The 23,835-nt window shown below is 71.2% G+C and carries 17 protein-coding genes and 1 pseudogene; 14 read left to right on the top strand and 4 right to left on the bottom strand.

Features of this window, described 5'->3' with window-relative positions; genetic code table 11:
* The first annotated feature begins 83 nt into the window (after window positions 1–83).
* Both OG780_RS06420 and OG780_RS06415 read left to right on the top strand, forming a co-directional pair.
* Window positions 84–4,349 carry a LamG-like jellyroll fold domain-containing protein gene (locus tag OG780_RS06420; protein ID WP_328445562.1) on the top strand — a complete coding sequence of 1,422 codons (4,266 nt, stop codon included), beginning with the start codon at window positions 84–86 and terminating at the stop codon, window positions 4,347–4,349.
* 378 nt (window positions 4,350–4,727) lie between these two features.
* A pseudogene (locus OG780_RS06415) lies at window positions 4,728–4,910 on the top strand (nucleotidyl transferase AbiEii/AbiGii toxin family protein); the annotation flags it as partial.
* 43 nt (window positions 4,911–4,953) lie between these two features.
* Here OG780_RS06415 and OG780_RS06410 read toward each other — a convergent pair.
* Complete coding sequence (locus tag OG780_RS06410; protein WP_328445560.1) at window positions 4,954–5,358, bottom strand: FKBP-type peptidyl-prolyl cis-trans isomerase; 405 nt, start codon at window positions 5,356–5,358, stop codon at window positions 4,954–4,956.
* 450 nt (window positions 5,359–5,808) lie between these two features.
* On the opposite strand from OG780_RS06410, the gene OG780_RS06405 reads away from it, so the two are divergent.
* On the top strand, window positions 5,809–6,171 hold the full coding sequence (locus tag OG780_RS06405) for a hypothetical protein (RefSeq protein ID WP_328445558.1): 363 nt from the start codon (window positions 5,809–5,811) through the stop codon (window positions 6,169–6,171).
* Window positions 6,172–6,475: 304 nt separating this feature from the next.
* Here the strand turns inward: OG780_RS06405 and OG780_RS06400 are convergent, their stop codons facing one another.
* Window positions 6,476–6,844 carry a hypothetical protein gene (locus OG780_RS06400; RefSeq protein ID WP_328445556.1) on the bottom strand — a complete coding sequence of 123 codons (369 nt, stop codon included), beginning with the start codon at window positions 6,842–6,844 and terminating at the stop codon, window positions 6,476–6,478.
* Between the two features lie 289 nt (window positions 6,845–7,133).
* Between OG780_RS06400 and panD the strand changes: the two genes are divergently transcribed.
* The 4 genes from panD (at window position 7,134) to OG780_RS06380 (ending at window position 9,612) form a co-directional block, all read left to right on the top strand.
* On the top strand, window positions 7,134–7,553 hold the full coding sequence (gene panD, locus OG780_RS06395) for an aspartate 1-decarboxylase (RefSeq protein ID WP_266764177.1): 420 nt from the start codon (window positions 7,134–7,136) through the stop codon (window positions 7,551–7,553).
* 54 nt (window positions 7,554–7,607) lie between these two features.
* Window positions 7,608–7,952 (top strand): GNAT family N-acetyltransferase, encoded by a 345-nt coding sequence (locus tag OG780_RS06390; protein ID WP_328445550.1) that lies wholly within the window; start codon window positions 7,608–7,610, stop codon window positions 7,950–7,952.
* Window positions 7,952–8,707 (top strand): aspartate/glutamate racemase family protein, encoded by a 756-nt coding sequence (locus OG780_RS06385; protein ID WP_328445548.1) that lies wholly within the window; start codon window positions 7,952–7,954, stop codon window positions 8,705–8,707. Before OG780_RS06390 ends, OG780_RS06385 begins: the two co-directional genes overlap by 1 nt.
* A gap of 680 nt (window positions 8,708–9,387) precedes the next feature.
* Window positions 9,388–9,612, top strand: coding sequence for a hypothetical protein (locus OG780_RS06380; protein ID WP_328445546.1), 225 nt, complete (start codon window positions 9,388–9,390; stop codon window positions 9,610–9,612).
* Window positions 9,613–9,743: 131 nt separating this feature from the next.
* Here OG780_RS06380 and gndA read toward each other — a convergent pair whose 3' ends face one another.
* Complete coding sequence (gene gndA / locus OG780_RS06375; protein WP_328445544.1) at window positions 9,744–11,183, bottom strand: NADP-dependent phosphogluconate dehydrogenase; 1,440 nt, start codon at window positions 11,181–11,183, stop codon at window positions 9,744–9,746.
* Window positions 11,184–11,682: 499 nt separating this feature from the next.
* On the opposite strand from gndA, the gene OG780_RS06370 reads away from it, so the two are divergent.
* Window positions 11,683–12,882 carry a transglycosylase family protein gene (locus tag OG780_RS06370; RefSeq protein ID WP_328445542.1) on the top strand — a complete coding sequence of 400 codons (1,200 nt, stop codon included), beginning with the start codon at window positions 11,683–11,685 and terminating at the stop codon, window positions 12,880–12,882.
* On the opposite strand, the gene OG780_RS06365 is transcribed toward OG780_RS06370, so the two are convergent.
* Window positions 12,872–14,407, bottom strand: a complete 1,536-nt coding sequence (locus tag OG780_RS06365) for a DMT family transporter (protein ID WP_328445541.1) — start codon at window positions 14,405–14,407, stop codon at window positions 12,872–12,874. The two genes, OG780_RS06370 and OG780_RS06365, sit on opposite strands and share 11 nt — an antisense overlap.
* Before the next feature lie 210 nt (window positions 14,408–14,617).
* On the opposite strand from OG780_RS06365, the gene OG780_RS06360 reads away from it, so the two are divergent.
* The 6 genes from OG780_RS06360 to OG780_RS06335 all read left to right on the top strand — a co-directional run bounded on the left by OG780_RS06360 (window position 14,618) and on the right by OG780_RS06335 (window position 23,827).
* Window positions 14,618–15,367 carry a (2Fe-2S)-binding protein gene (locus tag OG780_RS06360; RefSeq protein WP_328445539.1) on the top strand — a complete coding sequence of 250 codons (750 nt, stop codon included), beginning with the start codon at window positions 14,618–14,620 and terminating at the stop codon, window positions 15,365–15,367.
* Between the two features lie 157 nt (window positions 15,368–15,524).
* Window positions 15,525–16,676 carry a glycogen synthase gene (glgA, locus tag OG780_RS06355; protein WP_328457928.1) on the top strand — a complete coding sequence of 384 codons (1,152 nt, stop codon included), beginning with the start codon at window positions 15,525–15,527 and terminating at the stop codon, window positions 16,674–16,676.
* Between the two features lie 89 nt (window positions 16,677–16,765).
* Complete coding sequence (glgC, locus tag OG780_RS06350) at window positions 16,766–17,986, top strand: glucose-1-phosphate adenylyltransferase (RefSeq protein ID WP_328445537.1); 1,221 nt, start codon at window positions 16,766–16,768, stop codon at window positions 17,984–17,986.
* Window positions 17,987–18,391: 405 nt separating this feature from the next.
* On the top strand, window positions 18,392–20,725 hold the full coding sequence (locus OG780_RS06345) for a GH92 family glycosyl hydrolase (RefSeq protein WP_328445536.1): 2,334 nt from the start codon (window positions 18,392–18,394) through the stop codon (window positions 20,723–20,725).
* Between the two features lie 155 nt (window positions 20,726–20,880).
* Window positions 20,881–22,209, top strand: coding sequence for a wax ester/triacylglycerol synthase family O-acyltransferase (locus OG780_RS06340; protein WP_328445535.1), 1,329 nt, complete (start codon window positions 20,881–20,883; stop codon window positions 22,207–22,209).
* 103 nt (window positions 22,210–22,312) lie between these two features.
* The gene (locus tag OG780_RS06335) at window positions 22,313–23,827 is read left to right on the top strand and encodes an SDR family NAD(P)-dependent oxidoreductase (protein WP_328445534.1); all 1,515 of its coding nucleotides are present in this window, start codon (window positions 22,313–22,315) and stop codon (window positions 23,825–23,827) included.
* The last annotated feature ends 8 nt before the right edge of the window (window positions 23,828–23,835 follow it).

Genomic DNA, 23,835 nt, shown 5'->3' with positions numbered 1-23,835 from the left:
GGCCCTCGGGGGGACGCGCCCTGTGAGAAGGACCACAGCGGCGCGCCGGGGGGCGTCGCCCACGCTCCTCGAAAGGGCGATTCATGGGGGAGTTCATCCGCGTCCGGAGTCATCCGGCGCGTAATCTGACACGCCGTCTGGCGCTGTCAGCGGCCGTCACCGGCCTGCTGCTCGGCGCAGTCGGCCCGGTCTCGGCGGCAGGCCCGCCCCCGTCGGCGGCCGCCGACGGCACGGACAGTTCGCCGCTGGCGACCGCCAGCGCCGAGGCAGCCAGGACCGGACAGTCGCTCACCGTCGACCAGTTGACCACTGAGACCTCGGAGACCGTCGCCAACGCGGACGGCACTTTCACCCTCACCACCCACCTGCAACCTGCCCGCGTCCGCAAGGATGGTGAATGGGCAGACGTCGACGCCGGTCTGGCCCGGAACCCCGATGGCACGTTCTCCACCAAAGCCACCCCGTCGGCGCTGACCCTCTCCGGCGGCGGCGACGGGCCGCTGGCCACCCTCGTCGACGAGGCCGGGCACCGGTTGTCGTACACCCTCCCGTTCCGCCTGCCGGCCCCGGTCGTCAGCGGTGACAGTGCCCAGTACAGCGACGTGCTGCCGGGAGTGGACCTCAAGGTGAGAACCACCGACCAGGGTGGCTTCCACGAGGTCCTGATCATCCATGACGCCAAGGCCGCCGCCGACCCCGCTCTCGCCTCACTCCGGCTGACCACCGGGACGAGCGAGGGCATGGCCGTGAGCGCCGACCGGGACGGTCAGGTGACCGCCACCGCGTCGGACGGCGCCGCACTGTTCAGCTCACCCACCCCGATGATGTGGGACTCGTCCAGCGCACAGGTCCCCGCCGCGGCTCCGAAGAAGGGGGTCCGAGGCTCCGCCCGCGCTGGGGACGCCCCGGTGGCGGACGGTGCCACGGGTGAGACCGCCTCGACCGCGGAACAGCCGGGCAGCGGCGCACAGGTGAAGCCGATCGGCGTGACCAGCGAATCGGGCGCGCTCACCCTCACCCCGGATGCGAACCTGCTCGGCGGCAAGGACACGGTCTGGCCGCTCTACATCGACCCGTACACGAGCCCGATCACGAGCAAGAAGAGCCACTTCGTCACGGTCAAGGAGGGCTGCCCCTCCCAGAGCCCGTACGACGACGCACAGGACAATGGCGAGGGGGTCGGCTACGAGCACTGGCGGGAATGCTTCGGCCTCAACCGCGCGTACTACGAGCTCAATACCGGCAACCTCACCAAGTCGATGGTGATCTCCAAGTCCGTCGTACACCTCACATCGACCTACGGCGCCTCCTTCGACTGCGACAACGAGACGGGCGTGCGCCTCGCGACGGTGTCGGGAATCAGCAAGAACACCGACTGGGACCACCAGCCGAAGCTCGCCGGCGACGGCTACATCGGTGGTACGCAGAAGGTCAAGAGCTCCAACATGAGCCAGCACTGCGGCGACCACGACGTCAACTTCGACGTCACGGGCCAGATCAAGAAGCTGGCGGGCAAGGACGACAGCTGGACCTTCGGTCTGTGGGGCAACGAGTCCAAGTCATCCAGCAACTACGACTTCGTGCGGTTCGCGACCAACCCGTACCTGACCACGGTGTTCGACATCGCGCCCTCGGAGCCGGACCGTCTGGGCACCACACCGGCCACCATCAATCCCGCGAGCAACGGCTGCGACGGCGCGGCCGACGGCTGGATCGGCGAGTCCGGGCTCGCCGGCGACACCTCCGACATCACGCTGAACGCGCACCTGAACACCGACATGAGCGGGGTCAACCTGCGCGCCCGGTACGAGGTGTGGGACACCAAGACCGCGGACGACGACGGCAGCTCCACCGGCAAGAGCAAGCCGGTCAGCGGCTGGGTCAGCGACGGTGGCACCACCCGGGTCAACATCGGCTTCAAGGTGGCGGACGGGCACCAGTACGGCTGGCACGTCAGGGCCGACGACGACACGCTGATGAGCGGCTGGTCGCCGAACTGCTACTTCAAGATCGACCTCAGCGCGCCGAGCGTTCCCTCCTTCACCGACTCCACGGTCTTCCCGCCGCTCGGCGCCGACAAGGCGCCCACCGGTCACGCCGGCGACGAGGGCGTCAAGATCAAGGTGACCGCGAACGACCCCACGCCCACCGGCTGCACCCGGGGCAGCTGCGTCAGCAGCGGCATCGACCGGTTCGAGTACTCGTTGGACGCCAACATCCCCGGCAGCGGCGCCGCCAAGGTGGACGCCGTCGCCGGGAGTGGCGGCACCGCCACTGCGGAGGTCCCGCTCGTACTGAGCGCCGCCCAGTGGGGCGCGCACACGCTCTACGTCCGGGCGGTCGACAACGCGGGCAACACCCAGGGCACTGTGGGGCAGTACAGCTTCTTCGCCCCCTGGAACTCGAAGACCAAGGTCATCGCCGGTGACCTCGACGGCGACGCCGTCCCCGACCTGGCCGCACCCACCACCGACGGGGACCTGGTCCTGGTCCGCGGCAACGCCGATCCGGCCGCCCCGCCCACCACGGTGTCGACCGAGGCCCAGAGCCCTGACGGCACCGGATGGGACAACTACCTCGTCGCTCACCGTGGCACCGCGACCGGCACCAACGTGGACGACCTGTTCGCCTTCGACAAGACGACCCACGAGCTGTACCTCTACGCCAACGACGCGGTCACCCCCGGCGGAACAGCCGGGCACTTCACCCTGACCCAGAACGTCGTTCCGATCCGCAACTCCGACTCCTGCCCCGCGAAGGGCTCGGACGGCACCTGGAACAACGTCACGCAGATCCTGGCGCCCGGCAAACTGGCCCAGTTCGCGGACGTTCCCGACCTGATCACCGTGGACAAGGGCGAACTCTGGTACTACCCCGGCACCTTCCAGGCCGGCTGCAACCTCGGCCAGGGCGTGAAGATCGGCACGGGCGACTGGTCCGACACCACGCTGCTCGCCCCCGGCACCGTCGGCAGCGTCCCGACCCTGTGGGCCCGCGACAACACCACCGGCGCGATCAGCAGCTTCCCGCTGACCTTCGCCGCAGGCGTCCCGACCGCCAAGCTGACCGCTCCGCGGCACGCTCCGCTGGTCTCCGGCGTACTCGACACCAACAACAAGAACCTGTGCCTGGACATCGCCGGCTCCCGCACCGCCAACGGAACCCCGGCGCAGATGTACACCTGTAACGGCAGCGACGCCCAGAATTTTTCCCTCGGCACCGACCACACCGTGCACGCGCTGGGCAAGTGCCTGGACGTCGTGAAGGGCGACACCGACAACGGCACCCTGGTACAGCTCTACCAGTGCAACAACACCGGCTCCCAGGAATGGGTCCCCGGCCCCTACCCGGGCACGCTCAAGAACCCGCAGTCCGGCCGCTGCCTGGCTGACCCCTCCAGTAACCGCAACCCGCGTACCCAGGTCGTCATCTGGGACTGCAAGAACATCGCCGACCAGAAGTGGGCCGCAGCCAACGGCAATGTGCTGCCCGCCGCCCAGCCAGTGCTTCCGGTCGGCATCGGCGAGCAGGACTACCCGACCGCCGCCTCTCCGGGCGACGTGCAGGGCACCGGCTTCCCCGCGCTGTACGCCGCCTCCAGGTCGGGCCGGATGATCGAGTACCCGGGTGTCGCGGCCGAAGGCGGACTGGCACAGTTCACCGCCCCGGTGAGCATCGGGCACGTCCACCGGCCCGCCGACTGGTGGAAGCTGGACGGCGCGGCGGACAACGTCCGCCCGGCCAACGGCCTCACCTTCAACAGCGGCGCCACCGTGACCGCCGATGCCGCACGAGGCAGCGCGCTCGCTCTCAACGGCAGCACCGGCTACGCGGCCACCTCGGGCCCCGTGCTCGACACCAGCCGCAGCTACACCGTCTCGGCCTGGGCCAACCTGAGCAGCCTGACCGCGAACTCCACCTTCGTCTCGCAGTCCGGCACCAGCGCCAACGGCCTCCAGCTGTACTACTCCAGTGGCGCGCACGCCTTCGCCTTCGGTCACGCCCACGCGGACGACACCGGGGGCGAGTTCACCAGCGCTTACGGGCCGACCGCGGGGGCGCAGAGCCCGAAGATCAACGCATGGTTCCACCTGGTGGGCGTCTTCGACGCCGACACGCAGCAACTGCGCCTCTACGTGAATGGTGACCTGGCGGATACCGCCGCCTACGGCGGGACGGTCTGGAACGCGACGGGACCGTTGCAGATCGGGCGTCGCCTCTACAAGGGCACCTACGGGGAGTACACCGACGGCAAGGTTGCCGACGTTCAGCTCTTCACCGAGGCCCTCACCCCGGGCGGCGTCGCCTCACTCGATCGGAACCGCCCGGTTCCGACCCAGCTGGGCTGAGTCCCGGGCGCCGTACACGGCGGTCCGCCCACCCCGGTGAGGGGTGGGCGGACCGCCGGGCGTGTGCCCTGGTGGCTCGCCTTGACGACGAGTCCCAGGACGACACCCCAGTGGTCCCGCAGGCGAGGCTGCACCCACGCAGTGGCCAGGTGGCTGCTGCTCGCCCTGCGCCCGTGATCTCTGTCCCCTCTCCATGCCCCCTGATATGGCGCCTGCCGATTAGGGGGCTTCTGGCAGCGGCTCCTGGTCCTGCGGTGCTGAGAGGGCGCCGCGCACCGGCCACGCGGCGTCAGCCATGCCGCCGGGTCTGCATGATTTGTACCTCCTCACTCAAAGCGCCGCGCAAATCCCTGACGGCGGTGGCCACAAGACCCTGGACTCACAGCAGGCCCCAGCGCGCGCGGATGGCGGACCACGCACGTCCAGACCGATCCGCTCAGCGGCCGGTTCCGCGTCACCGATCCGGACACCGGCGAGGAGTGCGAGGTCGACGTCCTCAAGGAGGCGTTCTGGGACCCGCCTGCCCAGACCCCCTACGGCCCCGTTCTTTCCCTCGACGACGCGGACGACGCAGCACGTCGTAGGGGAGGAGCGGCCAGGGGCACTAGGCCTTGCTCCACCCGGTTGTGCTGGAATACGAGTCCAGCAGGTCCACCACGAAGACCAGGGTCGAGCCCGGCGGGATCAACGGCGAGGGCGACTGATTGCCGTATCCGAGACGCGGGGGCACGATGATCTCGCGCCGACCGCCGACCTTCATCCCCCTCACTCCCCGGTCCCAGCCCTTGATGACCTTGCCGCTGCCCAGGGTGAACTTGAACGGCTGGTCCCGGTCCCAGGAGGCATCGAACTCCTTCCCGGACTCGAAAGTCACCCCGACATAGTGGACCCTGACCACCATGCCCGGCTTGACCTCGACCCCGTCACCGACGACCAGGTCCCGGATGGCCAGCTCGGTAGGAGCGTCACCCTCTGGAACGTCGACCTCGGGCTTCGTCAGTTCACTCATTGCAGCCTCATCACTTTCCGTCGGAAGCCGTCGGACCAGCCAGACACATGGACACTCCATGCAGCAGATGGTCACGCTACCGAGAGTGCCGGTCCGCGCCTTCTCTTCTCGACCATGGCCCTGAGCCCAGGTGATACCGACGCTTGGGATGGCCCCAGCACGCCTGCTCACCGCGGCGACACCGAGTGAGTCCATCTCTCGGTCCCGCTCCAAGCTCGCACTCGTCTACGGGCAGGGGGCGAACCGACTCCGGGCGGACCGTGTGCTGCTGATCCCAACTCGCCTGACGAGATGTCAGGTAAGTCGGCATCCGCTCAGCATCAGTCCCGCACGGTTCTTCGTATATGGCCGAGTCGGTGGTCCCGCGGCAGCCGGGTCGGCCGAGGGAGCGGATCCTCTCTCGGCCGACTCCACGACCGTTGTACCCAGCCACCTCTGAAAGGCCGATCCATGATCCGCCGTTACGACCAACAACACCGCGAGACACTCGGCGCCCAATTGCACCTGCCCCTGACCGAACGGACCTGCCCGATCTGCGGCCAAGTCGCGATGCGGGACTACCACCACGAGAATTACGGCCGGACCGAACCGTCATGGTTCAACTACCTGTGGTGCGGCAACTGCCACGCGTACTCATCGTCCTTCACCGCGGCCGAACGCAAAATGGTCGAGAGCGACCCGCTCCTGGCGGAATTCGGCGACCGGGCCTCCGAGGTCTTCGACGACCCCGAACGACTCCTCACCATCCTCGACGGCTACTGGAAGGCCGGCAGTCTCCCCCAGGTGGTCTCCCGCCGCCCCCGCGCACGCTGATGGAACATCGCAAGGCAGGGGGAGGTCAGGCAGGTCCTTCTATCGCGCTCGGTGCGTGAGGTGATGGAGCGATACGAAGGAGGACGCGGAGCCATGAGAACGGCGGCCGAAACGGCCGGGTCGGAGGTCTGCCAGTAGCTGTAGATGTCGGCCATCAGGTCACGAGAGAACAGCCATCGGCGTGACGCGGCCAGCTTTGGGCTGCCGGGACACCGTCCGGCGAAGGCTTCCTGACGGTTGCGAGGGATCTGACCGGGCGCCGAGGGGCGCAGAGCTGCGTCCGCGGCCGAAGTCCGGCCAGGGACTATGCCGGCACTCCCTGCTCCAGGCCCACTGCAAGGCGGTCGGCCGTCCAAGTCGGAGCGTACGCGGGATGGCGTACAGGTATCTCCTCCGCGGTTGCGCCGGCTGACGGGTCCCACAGCCGCGCGGTGCGGTCGGTGCCTGCGGACGCCAGCAGCACGCGACCGCCAAAGCCCACGGCCGTCAGCGCGTTGGCCGCCGTTTCGTGCCCGGTCGTCCCGGCCACGACGGCCCCCGTCCGAGGGTCCCAGACCGTCACCGTGCCCTCCGCGGTGGCGTGCCCGTTCGCCGGGACGGCACACAGGGCGTACGCGTCGGTGGTGAAGCAGCCGGACGCAGCCTGCCAGGTCTCGTCTGTGCGAGGGTCCACAGCAAGGATCTTGCTCTCTTCTCTTGCCGCAACGGGACGTGATGGGGATCTCGGTGCAGTTCGGGGCGTCCGTCCGTACTCTGGTCGCGCTTGTGGGTCGTGGGTGAAGCGGAAGATCATGGAGGGGTATTCGTCATTCACTGGCGACCTGTCAGTCAACTCAGCAACCGGTCAGCGTCACTCCCATGATGAGTCGCGGGCGTCAGCCGTGGAGGGAGTCGCTGTAGGCTGAGTAAACAGCCCTTGACCTGCATAAAGCAGGCAGGGAGCCGAATTCTGGGAGCTCTGGATGCTGCGCACCATGTTCAAGTCCAAGATCCACCGTGCCACGGTCACCCAGGCCGACCTGCACTACGTCGGATCCGTCACCATCGACGCCGATCTGCTCGACGCCGCCGATCTGCTGCCCGGCGAGCTCGTCCACATCGTCGACATCACCAACGGCGCCCGCCTGGAGACGTACGTCATCGAGGGGGAGCGCGGGTCCGGTGTCGTCGGGATCAACGGAGCGGCTGCCCATCTCGTGCACCCCGGTGACCTGGTGATCATCATCAGTTACGCTCAGGTCACCGACGCCGAGGCGCGGGCGCTGCGGCCGAGCGTCGTGCACGTGGACCGCGACAACCGCATCGTGTCCCTCGGCGCCGACCCGTCCGAGCCGGTACCGGGCTCGGACCAGCAGCGCAGCCCGCAGGCCGTCACCGTCTGAGCGACGGCGCGGCGGTATCGCAGGACCCGAGGACCCAGGACCCGAGGAGTGCCCGTGAGCGACATCGAGATCCGCGACGACCGGCCGGCCGGCCGCCTTGAGGCGTTCGCCGACGGCCAAGTGGTCGGCCACATCGAGTACTTCGTCCTGGAGGAGCCCGCGCGGGCCCTCGTTCCGGTGCACACCATCGTGGAACCGGAGCACGAGGGTCAGGGCATCGCCGGCTCCCTCGCCCGCGAGCTGTACGGCATCGCCGCGCGCGAGGGCGTCGTCGTCGCGCCGCTCTGCCCTTACGTCGTGAAGTGGGCGGAGCGGCACCCCGAGGAGGCTCCGGCGGCCGCCCCGGAACTGCTGACGGCCGCGATGGAGTGGCTCGGGGCGCATCCGGGACGCTTCTGATGGTTCAGGCCCAGACCCAGACCCAGGCCCAGACCCAGGCCCAGACCCAGGCCCAGGCCCAGGCCCCGGACGGCACCCCCGTGCCGGCACCGTTCCCGCCCGGGTATGGGCCGCTCGCCCTGCTGCACACATCGGCGACGCACGTCCCCGTCTTCGACGCGCTGCGCGACGCGGACCATCCGGGCCTGGAACTGCGCCACCTCGTCGACGAGGAACTGCTCGCGAGGGCTCGGCGCGAAGGGCCCGAAGCGGTGGCCGACGACGTACGTGCGCTGTTGGCCGGCGCCGTCGCCGACGGTGCCCGGGTCGTCCTGTGCACCTGCTCGACCATCGGCGCGGTCGCCGAACGGACCGACGCCGGGGTGCCCGTGCTCCGCGTGGACCGCCCGATGGCCGCCGCCGCGGTCGCCACGGGCTCCCGGGTCGTCGTCCTGGCGACGGTGGCGAGCACCCTGGAGCCGACCGTCGCCCTGGTCGAGGAGGAGGCGCGCCGCGCCGGCCGTCCCGTCGAGGCCCGTACGGCCCTGGTCGACGACGCGTGGGCACTGTTCGAGGCCGGTGACACGGACGGCTGCGCCCGCGCGGTGGCGGTCGCCGCCGACGCGGTCACCGACGCCGACGTGATCGTCCTGGCCCAGGCGTCCATGACCACGGCCGAGGGACTCGCCACCACCTCGGTGCCGGTGCTGTCGAGCCCCCGCCCCGGACTCGCCGCCGCGGCGGACGCGGCCCGCCGGGTGCACGCGGCCGGGTAGGGAAGAGGGCGGCGCGGATCGAGGCGCCGGCATGCCGGGTGTCGACCGCGCGCTCGGGGAGGTTGGCCAGCGGCCGTCGTCCGGCGGGCGGCCTCGATCATCCCCCGGCGTTCGCTTCATCGGCGTGGGGCGGTCTTGGCCGCCCACCGGCGTTCACGTTGTCGGCGCGGGGCGGCCTCGGTCGTCCACCGACGTCCGTCCCCGTCGGCGCGCCCCGGCTTGAGCCGTCCAGGCGGCCTTCCCCGCGCGACGGGGTGAGTGGGGGCTCGGGCGCTGGGTACGCGGGAGACAAGTCCAGAGGGCCGACGTACCGACTGGCTGGAGGACCGCCATGACGCAGCCGTATCCCGACCCCGTGCCGCCGGCACCCACGCCCGGACCGAGCCCCGAGCCCCCGGGGCCGTCCCCCTTCCCGGACCCGGTGCCGATTCCGGGCGGCCCCGACCCCGCGCCGGGGCCGAAACCCGGACCGCCCCCCGTGCCGAAACCCGGCCCCACCCCGGTACCGAACCCGGATGGGCCCGATCCCGTACCCTCCCCGTCCCCGATCCCGAAGCCGCCGGGCCCCGATCCGGTACCGGAACCCCAGCCCCGGCCGGGACCGCTGACCTGACACCCCCAGCGGGCCGACCGGCCCCCCGGTCACCGGGGTCTTGAGTGATGTCAATACACTCCCGCGCGTGAACGACATACGGTGCACGCAGTGCGGTGTTGTGGGGCTGGAGCCGGGCTTCGTCGAGGATTCCGGGCAGGGCGCTCGCGGGTTCGCGCGGTGGGTGGAGGGCGCTCTTCAGCGGGGCCCACTGGGCGGCGCCAGACTGATGGGCCGACCGCGTTGGCAGATAGACGCCTTCCGCTGCCCCAACTGCGCGCACCTGGAACTCTTCGCCGCTCAGCGCAGCTAGCCGCACGCAGGCACGCAGGCACGCAGGCACGTTGAGTGCGCCGAAGCCGTCACGCATCCCGTTCCGGGAACGTGACGGCTTCGGCCAAGCGGCGTGTCCGGGGCGCCCGGTGACAGCCTGCGGGGCGACCGCTACGCCTCGACCTCCGACCGGTCGCCGCCCCACAGCGTGTGGAACGACCCCTCGCGGTCCGTCCGGCGGTAGGTGTGCGCTCCGAAGAAGTCCCGCTGCCCCTGGGTGAGAGCGGCCGGCAGGCGCTCGGCGCGCAGGGCGTCGTAGTACGCGAGGGCCGCCGAGAAGCCGGGCGTGGGCACGCCCTGGCGGGTCGCGGCGACGAGGACCTCGCGCCAGTCGTCCTGGGCCGCCGCGATCTCCTGGGCGAACGTCGCGTCCGACAACAGGCTCGGCAGGTCGGGGCGGGTGTCGTAGGCGGCGCGGATACGGTCGAGGAAGGCCGCCCGGATGATGCAGCCGCCGCGCCAGATCGAGGCGACGGAACCGAGGTCGATGTTCCAGTCGTACTCGTCGCTGCCCGCGGTGATCTCGTGGAACCCCTGCGTGTACGAGACGATCTTCGACGCGTACAGGGCCTGCTCGACCCGGTCCGCGAAGGCCGCCGCCTCGGACTCGTCGAGTCGCTGAGCCGTCGGACCGGCGAGTCCGCGCGAGGCCTCGCGCAGGCCGGCGTGCCCGGAGAGCGAGCGGGCGAAGACCGCCTCGGCGATACCCGACACCGGCACGCCCAGGTCCAGCGCGATCTGCACGGTCCAGCGGCCCGTGCCCTTCTGCTCGGCCCGGTCCTGGACCACGTCCACGAACGGCTTGCCCGTCGCCGCGTCCACGTGCGACAGCACCTCGGCGGTGATCTCGATCAGATACGAGTCGAGCCGGCCGGTGTTCCACGTGCGGAAGATGTCGGCGATCTGCGCGGGGGAGTACCCGGCGACGTCGCGGAGCAGTTGGTAGGCCTCGCCGATGAGCTGCATGTCGGCGTACTCGATGCCGTTGTGGACCATCTTCACGAAGTGCCCGGCGCCGTCCGGACCCACATGCGTGACGCACGGCGACCCGTCCGAGGCCTTCGCGGAGATCTTCTCCAGCATCGGGCCGAGCGAGGCGTACGACTCGACCGAGCCGCCCGGCATGATGCTCGGCCCGTTCAGCGCGCCCTCCTCGCCACCGGACACGCCCGTGCCGACGAAGTGGATGCCCTGCTCGCGCAGCGCGCGCTCACGGCGCCGGGTGTCCGCGAAATGCGCGTTGCCCCCATCGATGATCATGTCGCCGGGCTCCAGGAGCGGGGCGAACTCCTGGATCACCGCGTCCGTCGGCTCGCCCGCCTTCACCATGATCACCAGGCGTCGGGGCCGCTCCAGCGCCGCCACGAACTCCTTCGCTGTCTCGGCCGCCACGAACGTGCCCTCGTGGCCGAACTCCTCCACCAGCGCGTTCGTCTTCGCCACGGTGCGGTTGTGCACGGCGACCGCGTACCCGTTGCGCGCGAAGTTGCGGGCGAGGTTGCGCCCCATGACCGCGAGACCCGTGACGCCGATCTGGGCTGAAGTGCTCATTTGGTTGGCTCCTAAGAAGTGCGGTAAGTCCGTTGGCCGCTACGGGAAACATCCCGGCACCGGTGCTGGCGGGCGTGCTCGTCCGTGCTGCTGGCCAGTATTGCCCCAGGCCATCCTGACGTGTCGTAGGTGCCTCCGCAGGGGAACATCCCGGCATCGCGAGGGCGGATTTCGGACAGTACGCGCGGCATGGGCCGCGGGCGGCGGGCGTGTCCGGCCGCGCGGGCGCGGTGCCCGCTTCCGCGCGGCCAGGTCCGATGAACGGGCCGGACACCCGTCGCCGTACGCAGGAACCCGAGGTCGGCGGGCCGAGGAGCGGTGGGCAATGGACCCCCGTACGGCGTCGGCCAGATCACCCACCGTGCCGAGGGCGTCCTGTCCGACGACGGCCCGGGATCCGGTCAACCGCCTTCTCGGAGCGACCGGTTGCCGCCTTGTCCCGGCCTGTTCCCAGCGCTTACTTTTGCCGCTCCTGACGCATGTCTAGGGGGGCTCCCTCATGGCCGTACGCGGCCGGCACCGCCGGTATCAGCCGAACAGGATCAACCGCGCCTCACTCACCGTCACGGCGGGCGGTGCCGGGATCGCGCTCCCGCTGGTCGGGGCCGGAGTGGCCCACGCGGCCGACGTCGGGACCTGGAACAAGGTGGCCGCCTGCGAGTCCAGCGGCAACTGGAGCATCAACACCGGCAACGGCTATTTCGGCGGACTGCAGTTCACCCAGTCCACCTGGGAGGCGTACGGCGGCAAGGCATTCGCCCGGCGCGCGGACCGGGCCACGAAGGACCAGCAGATAGCCGTGGCCGAGAAGGTGCTGAAGGGGCAGGGGCCCGGCGCGTGGCCGGTGTGCTCGGTCCGTGCGGGGCTGACCCGAGGGGGCGCGGCCCCCGACATCAGCCCGGCGGGGACCGCGCCGCGGACGGCGAAGCAGCGGTCGGTGCGGGACGTGAAGCCGCAGACCACGCCGCAGTCGCAGGCGGGGACCGCCGAGATGTACACCGTCGTGCACGGCGACACGCTCTCGGGCATCGCCGGCTCCCGGCACGTCCAGGGCGGCTGGGAGGGGCTGTACGCCGCGAACCGTACGACCGTCGGCTCCGACCCGGACCTGATCCTGCCGGGCCAGCGGCTCACCCTGAGCGGCAGGACCCAGGCCCCCGCGCACACCCGGCCCGCTCCGGCGAAGAGCCCGTCGAAGACGCACACCGGGACACCCGCGAAGAAGGCGCCCGCGAAGAAGACCTCGGCCGACAGGACGTCCCCGCACACGACGACCCCCGTCAGGTCCGGGACGCACGGGCTCGTCGCCCCGGTGCACGCGGCGACCGGCACGGCCTACCACGCCACCGGTTCCCACTGGTCGAAGGGCTACCACACGGGCGTTGACTTCCCCGTGCCGACCGGCACCTCCGTCGCGGCGGTCGCCGCCGGGCATGTGGTCAGCTCGGGCTGGGGCGGATCGTTCGGCTACCAGGTGGTGATCCGGCACGCCGACGGCCGCTACACGCAGTACGGCCACCTCTCGGCGATCTCCGTGAAGAGCGGGCAGGGCGTGGTGGCCGGGCAGCGCATCGGCCGCTCGGGGTCCACGGGCAACAGCACGGGCCCGCATCTGCACTTCGAGGTGCGGACCGGGCCCGGCTTCGGTTCGGACATCGACCCGTTGGCGTATCTCCGGGCCGGAGGCGTCAGGATCTGACTCGGGTGCGGTGGTGGCTGACGAACGGGATCGGCACGTACGGCACACCGAACATGACGGTCAGGTAGGGCACCTCGTCCCGGGCCTCCGGGTGACCCGCCGCGACGACCTCCATCGTCGGCACGGCGGCCTTGCCCGGAGCCGGTACGAGCGCGCCCGCCCCCGCGGGCCGCAGAGCAGCAGGGAACACGCCGTCGCCGCCCGCCCCCGCAGCCTGCGGCACGCTTCCGGCATCCGCCCGCGCGGCGTGTGCGTGTGCCACGCTCCCGGCACCCGGCTGCCTTCCGGCACCCGGCTGCGCAGCCGGTACGAACCCGTCCGCGCCCTCGGGGGAATCGGTGGGTTCGGGCAGGCCGGCCAGCAGTTCCGCCACGGCCGCCTCGGCGGCCGTGAGAGCGCCGAGGCCGCCGACGGCCGGGACCGCGGGCTCCGCGAGGCGCGGCCGCGATACGGCCGGCCCGGGGAGCCGCGGCCCGGACGCGGCCGTGAGGGCCACCGGAGCCGGGACGGAGGTGGGCGCGTGCGGCGCGTCGGCCCGCTGCCCGGCGTCCGCGTCCGCCTCCGGCACGGCCGCGGGCTGCGGGACGGCTACGGGCTGCGGAACGGTCACGGACTCCATGACGGCCGCGCGTTCCATGACGGCTGCGGGTTCTGGGACAGTTGCGGGCTCCCGGACGGAGGGCGCGGTTCGCTCGCCGCTGCCGATCCGCTCGATGGTGAGCAGGATCAGACCGCCCGCCGCGACGACACCGCAGCCCAGGGCGAGCACGGTGCCGACGGTGCCGTACCGGAAGGTCTCGCCGAACATCGTGATGCCGACCGCGGCAGCCACGACCGGGTTCACCACCGTCAGCGTGGCCAGCGGCGCCTCCAGGCCCGCACCTCGGTAGGAGGCCTGCGAGATCAGCATGCCGGCCGTCGCGAAGGCACCGATGGCCGCGAGGCTCGACATGTCGGCGAGCGACACGTGCCGCGACCAGTCGACCGCGACGGTCTTGGTGAACACGGAGGACATGCTGAAGGCGATGCCCGCCGCGACCGCCAGCAGCACACTGCGCACGGCCGGGTGCCGGTGCGCCGCGCGCCCCGCCACCATCAGGGCCGCGACCGCGCCGCCCGACACCATGCCCAGCGCCAGGCGCTGGGCATGGCTCAGGGACTGCGCGTCGGACGCGCCGACCAGGGACAGCAGGCCCGCGAGACCCACGGTGGCCATGATCGCGCCGCGCCAGGCGGCGGCTCCCGCCCTGCGGCCGACGAACAGGGCCGCCATCGGAAGCGCGAAGACGATGGTCAGCGCGCCGAGCGGCTGTACGAGGCTCAGCGGGCCGAAGGCGAGGGCGACCACGTGCAGCAGCCCGCCCAGGCCGGTCAGCGCGACGGCCGCCCACCAGCCCGGCCTGCGCAACGGAGCGTAGGTCTGGCCGGGAGAGGTCACCGCGACCCGCTCCTGGATGATCGCGCCGCCCGCGTACGCGACGGCTGAGACGAACGAGAGCACCACGGACAAAGCGAGGGCACTCATGAGTCCCTCCTCTGCGAACGGCGCGGAGCTGCGGCCCGGCGCGACGAACGGTCGGCTTCCATGCAAACAACGATGCCGTGCGATTTAGTTCTCGTCGTCGTCCCTGAGCAGTCATTGGGTCCTACTGCCGATGGAGTACGAATCGCCCGGTGTCCTCCCCAGGGTGGGCGACACCACGGCCCGATCCACTGGTGGTTACCCCTAGGGGGCTTGGTACTACTGCTCTTCGTGGACCTCGACCCCGAACTCAAGGCGCTCGACGCGCTCGGCGGATTCTTCGTACTACGCACCGGCGTACCGCCGCGCGGCACCCTGCCCACCCTCGCGAGCGCCTGGACGGACCCGCGATCCGGAACGGGCGGGGAGGTTTACGGAGATCCGGTAACTTTTCGCGTCCGGAAAGTCGCGCAGAGTATCCGGGCGCCCGAACCGCGGGTCGCGGTCTCGGTGGCGCAGCAGGGTCTCGCGGCCCGCTTCTGGTCCATCGCCCTCGGCGCGGCCGCGCTCTGCGGCCGGGTGCCCGACCTCGATCCGGAACTGCTGAGCTGGGACCCGGACGCCAGTGCTCCCGACGACCTCTGGCTGCGCGAGGTCCGCTTCCGGCCCGTGGCCGATCTCGACGCGGTCGTGCGCGCCGGGCTCCTCGTACCGCTGAGCGCGGCCCTGCGCTCACGCCATCGCGTCTCACCGGCCCTGCTGTGGGGCAACGCGGGCTCGGCCCTGGCCGGGACCGTCCGCCAGCTGGACCGCTGGGCACGCGCACACGGACGCCCGGACGTGGGCGAGCGGGCGAGGACGCTGGCCGGCGGGCTCTTCGCGCACCCCGACCTCTCCGGCACCCTCGACCCGGAGAAGCTGCGCCGCCGCAGCTGCTGTCTGTACTACCGGGTGCCCGGCGGCGGAGTCTGCGGGGACTGCTGCTTCGAGCGCCCACCGCGCTCCGCGCCCGGCCGGACCTGACACGGGCCGGCAGGCCGGCTCCGGCGCGGGCGGCCCGGTCGGACCTGACGCGGGCGGCCCGGCGGGACCCGGCGCGGGCGTGCGTCTCGCGGTCTTCCGTATCGGCTTCAACTGAGTGACCATGAGGGGCACCAGCCGGCTAGGACGGGAGTTCTGTGTGCGCGTGGGACTGCTGACCCGGGAGTTTCCGCCGGACGTCTACGGCGGTGCGGGCGTCCATGTCGAGTTCCTCGCAAGGGAGTTACGCGCCCTCACCGAACTCGACGTGCACTGCTGGGGCGAGGGCGGCACCGGCGGAGTCGTCCGTCACCGGCCCTGGTCCGCGCTCGACGGCGCCAACGACGCCCTGCGCACCTTCTCCGTGGACCTCTCCATCGCCGCCGCGCTCGAAGGCCGCGATCTCGTCCACTCCCACACCTGGTACGCCAACCTCGCGGGACACTTCGGAAAGCTCCTGCACGGCATTCCGCACGTGATGACCGCCCACTCCCTCGAACCGCTGCGCCCCTGGAAGGCCGAGCAGCTCGGCGGCGGCTACGCCCTCTCCAGCTGGGCCGAGCGCACCGCCATCGAGGCCGCCGACGCCGTGATCGCGGTCTCCGGTGCCATGCGCGACGACATCCTCGGCTGTTACCCGGGCCTGGACCCGGCGAGGGTGCGCGTCGTGCACAACGGCATCGACACCGCCCTCTACCGGCCCGACCGCGGCACCGACGTCCTGGAGCGGATCGGCCTGGACACCGCTCGCCCGTACGTCCTGTTCGTCGGCCGTATCACCCGGCAGAAGGGTGTGCCCCATCTGCTGCGCGCGGTACGGGACATCGACCCGGCCGCCCAGGTGGTGCTGTGCGCGGGCGCCCCCGACACCCCGGAGATCGACCGTGAGTTCCGCGATCTGTACCGGGAGTTGAGCGCCGTGCGGGACGGCGTGCACTGGATCCCGCAGATGCTGCCGCGGCCCGATGTCATCCAACTCCTCACCCACGCGGCCGTGTTCGCGTGTCCTTCGGTGTACGAGCCGCTCGGCATCGTCAATCTGGAGGCGATGGCCTGCGGGACGGCGGTGGTGGCCTCGCGGGTCGGCGGCATTCCCGAGGTGGTCGAGCACGGCGAGACGGGCCTTCTCGTGCCGCTCCAGGACGACTTCGAGGCGGGACTCGCGGCGGCTCTGGACTCCGTGCTCGCCGACCCCGGCACGGCCCGGCGGATGGGTGAGGCCGGACGGCGGCGCGCGGTGGACGAGTTCGGCTGGGACGCGGTGGCCCGCAGGACCGTCCGGTTGTACGAGGAAGTCCTCAAAGCGGGGTAACCGTTCGGACAGGCGAACTTCAGGAACGCGGGGCGGGTCCGGACGGCCGGGCGCGGCCCGATCGGGCGTAAGCGTAGAGGGGCGGCGGCATGCGGCGCGGTGGGCCTTCGGTGCTGGGGATCGTACTGGCGGGCGGTGAGGGCAAGCGGCTGATGCCGCTCACCGCGGACCGGGCGAAACCGGCGGTGACCTTCGGCGGTACGTACCGCCTCGTGGACTTCGTCCTCTCCAATCTCGTCAACGCCGACATCCTGCGCATCTGCGTGCTCACGCAGTACAAGTCGCACTCGCTGGACCGGCACATCACCACCACCTGGCGGATGTCGAGCCTGCTCGGCAACTATGTGACCCCGGTACCGGCCCAGCAGCGGCTCGGGCCCCGCTGGTATCTCGGCAGCGCGGACGCGATCCTCCAGTCGCTCAACCTGATCCACGACGAACAGCCCGAGTACGTCGCGGTGTTCGGCGCCGACCACGTCTACCGGATGGATCCCCGGCAGATGCTCGCCCAGCACATCGAGGGCGGCGCGGGGGTGACGGTGGCCGGAATACGGGTGCCGCGCTCGGAGTCGTCGTCCTTCGGCGTCATCACCCCCGGTTCCGACGGCCAGAGCGTGCGGGGCTTCCTGGAGAAGCCCGCCGACCCGCCGGGCCTCGCGGACGACCCCGGGTGCGTCTTCGCCTCGATGGGCAACTACATCTTCACCACCAAGGCCTTGATCGAGGCGCTCCAGCGGGACGCCGAGGACGACAGCTCCGTGCACGACATGGGCGGTTCGATCCTGCCCGCGCTCACCGGCCGGGGCGAGGCACAGCTCTACGACTTCAGCGACAACCACGTACCCGGCGAGACCACCCGCGACCAGGGCTACTGGCGCGACGTGGGCACCCTCGACGCCTACTACGACGCCCACATGGACCTGATCGCCGAGCGTCCCGCGTTCAATCTGTTCAACCGGAGCTGGCCCCTCTACACCAGCTCGGGGCAGCTCTCGCCGGCGCGTTTCAACGCCGGCGGCATCGCCAGCGAGTCCATCATCAGCGCGGGGTGCCTGATCCGCGGGCAGGTGACGCGGTCGGTGCTGTCGCCGGGTGTGGTCGTCGATCCCGGAGCGGTGGTGCAGGGATCGGTCCTGCACGACAACGTCAAGGTCGGGCGGGGCGCCGTGGTGCGCGGCGCGGTGCTCGACAAGAACGTCGAGGTACCGCCGGGCGCGACGATCGGCGTCAACCCGGAGCGCGACTCCGACCTCTACACGGTCTCCAAGGCCGGCGTGATCGCCCTGGGCAAGGGCCAGCACGTGCCCTGACCGGCTTCACGGACCTCGCGAGAGGCCGCACGGGCCTCAGGAGCCCGAGCATGGCCCCCGCGAGGCCGCACGACGTCTCGGGGCCCTTGCGGGCGGACGGACGGACGGTCCCGGGACAGCGTGCGCCGCACCGCGCGCCCGGTCCACGGCGACTTCCGGCCGTTGTCGGACCCCGCTTGTCATGTCCCTGGACGGGCCGCGGAATCCCGTGCTGTCATGCCAACTGCCGTCGATGACAACGTTGTACAACCCTGACAACGATGTCATCGTGCGGGGCGGTCCAGGATGCGCCGCGCCCCGACGCGACGCGTCACGCCGGATCCCTCCGGTTGCCCGGAAAGCGGGTCCCCCGCCCCGACCATGCATGAGGACAACGATGTCGATCACCAACCGGAGGTCTCCCGCATGAGATGGACCCGGCGCCTGCGCCTGTGCACGGCGGGACTGGTGACAGCCTCCGCGCTGTTCGCCCTGCCCACCGCACAGGCCGCCGAGCCGCGCGACGGCCAACTCACCGACCTGGTCAATCCGTTCATCGGCACCCAGAACGAGGGCAACACCTATCCCGGCGCCGCCGTGCCCTTCGGCATGGTGCAGTTCTCCCCGGACACCGGCCACAACACCGGCTACGACCACTCCCAGAACCACATCCGCGGCTTCTCCCTCGTCCACCTCTCGGGTGTCGGCTGCGGCCTCGGCGGCGACCTGCCCGTCCTGCCCACGACGGGGGACATCACCCGGACGGACGACGCGCAGTACGCGGCGGAGTTCGGCCACGACACCGAGGAGGCGCACCCCGGCTTCTACCGGGCGGACCTGAAGTCCGGGATCGGGGCCGAGCTGACGGCCACCGCGCGCACCGGCGTGCAGCGCTACACCTTCCCGGCCACCGGCAAGGCCAACGTGCTGCTGAACGCGGGCCAGTCGCTGCACCGGACGGCCGCGACCAAGGTCGAGATCCTGGACGACCGGACCGTCCGCACGGCGATCACCGGCAGCGGCTTCTGCCAGGGGACCGGGCCGTACACGGTGTACACGATCACCCGCTTCGACCGGCCGTTCACCACCTCGGGCACCTGGAACGGCGACACCGTCACCGAGGGCTCCAAGGAGACGGCCGGCACGACCGGGCGCACCGGGGCCTTCGTGCGCTTCGACACCACCGGGGACCGCACGGTCGAGGCGACCACCGCGCTGTCGTACGTGGACGCCCGCGGTGCGGCCGTCAACCTCCGTTCGGAGGGCGGCCGTTCCTTCGACACGGTCCGCGCGGCCGCCCGCCGCGCCTGGGAGGAGCGGCTCGACGACGTCCGGGCCGAGGGCGGCGCCGACACCCTGCGCCGCACCTTCTACTCGTCGCTCTACCGTTCGTTCCTCGCGCCCAACATCGGCAGTGACGCCGACGGCCGCTACACCGGCTGGGACCAGCGGATCCACCGGGCCAAGGGTTTCACGTACTACCAGAACTGGTCGCTGTGGGACACCTACCGCACCCAGTCGCAGCTGCTCGCCCTGCTGGCGCCGCGCGAGGCGCGGGACATGGCGATCTCCGTCCTCAGGATCGACGAGGAGAGCGGCTGGCTGCCCAAGTGGGGCTACGGCACGGTCGAGACGAACATCATGACCGGCGACCCGGTCACCCCGTTCCTCACCAACGCCTACCAGCAGGGCCTGCTCAAGGGGTACGAGGAGCGGGTGTACCGCGCGCTGAAGAAGAACGCCGACGGTGTGCCGCCCGCCGACTCGCCGGCGGTGGGCCGCGAGGCCAACAGGGAGTACATCGCGAACGGCTTCGCCCCCTACGTCAAGGGCCGCCCGCACGCCAAGCCCGGCGACTCGGACTACGACCACGGCGCCTCCACGACCCTGGAGTACGCCCTGTCGGACGCGGTGCTCGGTGCGATGGCACGGGACCTGGGCCATGACGAGGACGCGGCGCGCTACCTGGCGCGCTCCCAGAACTACCGCGCGATCCACGATCCGTCGACCGGCTTCTTCCGCGCCAGGGACGCCTCCGGGGCCTTCACCGGACCCGCCGACCCGGCCCAGAGCGTCGGATTCCACGAGGGCACGTCCTGGCAGTATCAGTGGCTCGTGCCGCAGGACCTGCCGGGCATGGTCGACCTGATCGGCGGCAAGCAGGCCGCCAACGACCGGCTCGACGCGTTCTTCGCCTACGGGCAGTTGCTGAAGGACCCCGCGAAGACCGCCCGCGAGGTCTGGGTCAACGGCCCGTACGCCTACTACAACGCCGACAAGTACAACCCGCAGAACGAGCCCGACCTGATCGCCCCGTACACCTACCTGTCCACCGGGCAGCCCTGGAAGACGACCGACGTCGTGCACGCGGCGCTGACCCTGTTCACCGACGCGCCGACCGGCATGACAGGCAACGACGACCTCGGCACGATGTCCGCCTGGAACGTCCTGTCGTCCATCGGGATCTTCCCGGTGCAGCCCGGCTACGACACCTGGGGTCTGTCCACGCCCGTCTTCGAGCGGGTCGACCTCACCCTCGACCGGCGCTACTACCCGCGCGGCGCCCTGACGGTCACGGCGCCGGGCGCCTCGGACACCGACCGGTACATCCGGTCGGCCCGCCTCGACGGCTCGTCGTACGGTCGTACGTACCTGACGACCGGCACGCTGAAGAGCATCCGGTCCCTCGGCTTCACGGTCGGTCCGGAGCCGTCCGAGTGGGGAACGGCCGCCTCGGCGGCACCTCCGGTCCTGAAATGACGTCCCACCCGTCCTGAGGCGGGCCGGTCCCGCCCCTCGTCCGAGGGGCGGGACTTAATCCGCTGTTAACTGTGCGTAACTTGATCGTACTTGACCGTAATCACCAGTCCGGGTTTGACTGCAAGTTCACCCGTCGTCGACGCGAGAGCAAGCCCTTGATCTCCGACCTCCTCGCACCACTCGACCTGGCGTTCTGGAACATCGAGTCCGACCGGCACCCGATGCACCTCGGAGCCCTGGGTGTCTTCGCCGCGCACTCGCCCACCGCCGGCGCCCACGCGGCGGACCTGCTCGCGGCCCGCGCCGCCGCGGTCCCGGGGCTGCGCATGCGCATCCGCGACGTGTGGCAGCCCACCGCACCCCTCGCCTTCGGCGGCGCGGCCCGCGAGCCCGCGCCCGACTTCGAGCCGCTGGACCACGTCCTGCTGCACAAGCCGGCCGCCGACTTCCACTCCGAGGCCGGCCGGCTCATGGAACGTCCGCTGGAGCGCGGCCGTCCCCCCTGGGAGGCGCACGTGCTGCCCGGCGAGGACGGCACGTCCTTCGCGGTGCTCTTCAAATTCCATCACGCGCTCGCCGACGGGCTCAGGGCGCTGATGCTGGCCGCCGCCATCATGGACCCGATGGACCTGCCGGAACCCCGCCCGCGTCCCGCCGAGCCGCCCCGGGGGCTCTTCCCGGACGTCCGCAAGCTGCCGGGTCTGGTCCGCGGCACCCTCTCGGACGTGGGCCGCGCCCTCGACATCGGGACCTCGGTGGCCCGCGCCACACTCGGTGCGCAGTCCTCGCCCGCCCTCACCTCGTCGCCCACCGGCACCCGGCGCACCGCCGGGGTGGTCATCGACCTCGACGACGTGCACATCGTCCGCAAGACCGTCGGCGGCACCGTCAACGACGTCCTGATCGCCGTCGTCGCGGGCGCCCTGCGCCGCTGGCTCGACGAGCGCGGCGACGGCAGCGAGGGCGTCTCCCCGCGCGCCCTGATCCCCGTCTCCCGGCGCCGGCCGCGCACCGCGCAGCCGCAGGGCAACCGGCTCTCGGGCTATCTGATACGGCTTCCCGTCGACGACCCGGACCCGCTCGGCCGGCTGCGTGCCGTACGGACGGCGATGGACCGGAACAAGGACGCCGGACCCAACAGGGGCGCGGGAGCCGTCGCGCTGCTCGCCGACCACGTGCCCCCGCTCGGGCACCGGCTCGGCGGCCCGGTCGTGGGCCAGGCCGCACGCCTGCTGTTCGACATCCTCGTCACCAGCGTGCCGCTGCCCAGCCTCGGGCTGAAGCTCGGCGGCTGCCCGCTCACCGAGGTCTATCCGTTCGCCCCGTTGGCCCGTGGCCAGGCCCTCGCGGTGGCCGTCTCGACCTACCGGGGCAAGGTCCACTACGGGCTGGTGGCCGACGCCGAGGCCGTTCCCGACCTCGATCTGCTGGCCCGTTCCCTGGCCGAGGAGGTGCGCGTACTGATCACCGCCTGCACGCCATGATCACAACGGGTTTGGTGCCGCGCGCGATTGGTCCGTAAAATTCCGCCTTCGAAAGCGAGCGCGGTTTCGAACGCGGCGCACAACCCGAGGAACGGCAGCAGCGATGACGGTGACAGAGGACGGCCGGGCGACCCCCGCCGTGGACACGACAGATGTGGCGGACATCGCGTTCGGTCCCGGCATCGACCCCGAGCGGCTGGCCGTCTGTCTCGGCGTGCTCGACGAACTCGAGAAGATCGACGTCGACCACCCCGACGCCATCGCCGTGCGCCGCGCCACCGCCGGCGTCTACCGGACCGTGAAGCAGCGCCGCCGCCAGGAGCGCCGCGCCGCCAAGACGGCCCACGACAAGCAGGTCACCGAGTCCACCGCGACCGGCTCCGCCCAGCGCATCGACGACGAGACCGAGGGCATCCTGCCGTCGTCGGTGACGGAGGAGGGCAGGATCGCGGGGATACTCCAGCGCCCGCGCTCCTGCTACACCTGCAAGACGCGGTACATCGAGGTCGACTACTTCTACCACCAGCTCTGCCAGGACTGCGCCGCCCTGAACCGCTCCCGCCGCGACGCCCGCACCGACCTCACCGGCAAGCGGGCGCTGCTCACCGGCGGCCGTGCCAAGATCGGCATGTACATCGCGCTGCGCCTGCTGCGTGACGGCGCGCACACCACGATCACCACGCGCTTCCCGAACGACGCGGTCCGCCGCTTCAAGGCCATGGACGACTCGGCGGACTGGATCCACCGCCTGGAGGTCGTCGGCATCGACCTGCGCGACCCGGCCCAGGCCGTGGCCCTGGCCGAACGCGTCGCTGAGCAGGGCCCGCTCGACATCCTGATCAACAACGCCACGCAGACCGTGCGCCGGCTGCCGTCCGCCTACGCCGCGCTCGTCGAGGGCGAGAGCGCACCGCTGCCGGCCGGTGAACTGCCCGCCCGCGAGATCATCGGCGCCTTCAACTCCGGAGCGGTCGACGGACTGACCGCGCTGCCCGTCGGCGTCTCCGGTCTCGACGCGCAGAAGGTGGCCGACCTCGCCCTGGTCGCCGGCAACGCCAGTGTGGTCCGCCACCGCGAGGGCACCGCCATCGACGCGGGCGGTCTGCTCCCCGACGTCGTCGACAGCAACACCTGGGTGCAGACCATCGAGCAGATCTCCCCGGTCGAGCTGCTCGAGACCCAGCTCTGCAACTACACGGCGCCGTTCATCCTGATCAGCAAGCTGCGGCCGCAGATGGCCGAAGCCGCCCGCGCGGCCGCCGCGGGGCGCGCCTACGTCGTCAACGTCTCCGCGATGGAGGGCGTGTTCGGCCGCGGCTACAAGGGTGCGGGCCACCCGAACACGAACGCCGCGAAGGCCGCCATGAACATGGTGACCCGCACCAGCGCCCAGGAGATGTTCCAGACCGACGGCATCCTGATGACCTCGGTCGACACCGGCTGGATCACCGACGAGCGCCCGCACTACGACAAGCTGCGCCTGGCCGACGAGGGCTTCCACGCCCCGCTCGACCTCGTCGACGGCGCGGCCCGCGTGTACGACCCGATCGTCCGCGGCGAGCTGGGCGAGGACCTGTACGGCGTCTTCCTGAAGGACTACGCGCCCGGCAAGTGGTAGGACCGCCG

This window comes from Streptomyces sp. NBC_00386, from assembly GCF_036063235.1.
Lineage (GTDB): Bacteria > Actinomycetota > Actinomycetes > Streptomycetales > Streptomycetaceae > Streptomyces.
Note: the sequence above shows the minus strand (reverse complement) of the source record. Positions and strands in the feature narration are given on the sequence as shown.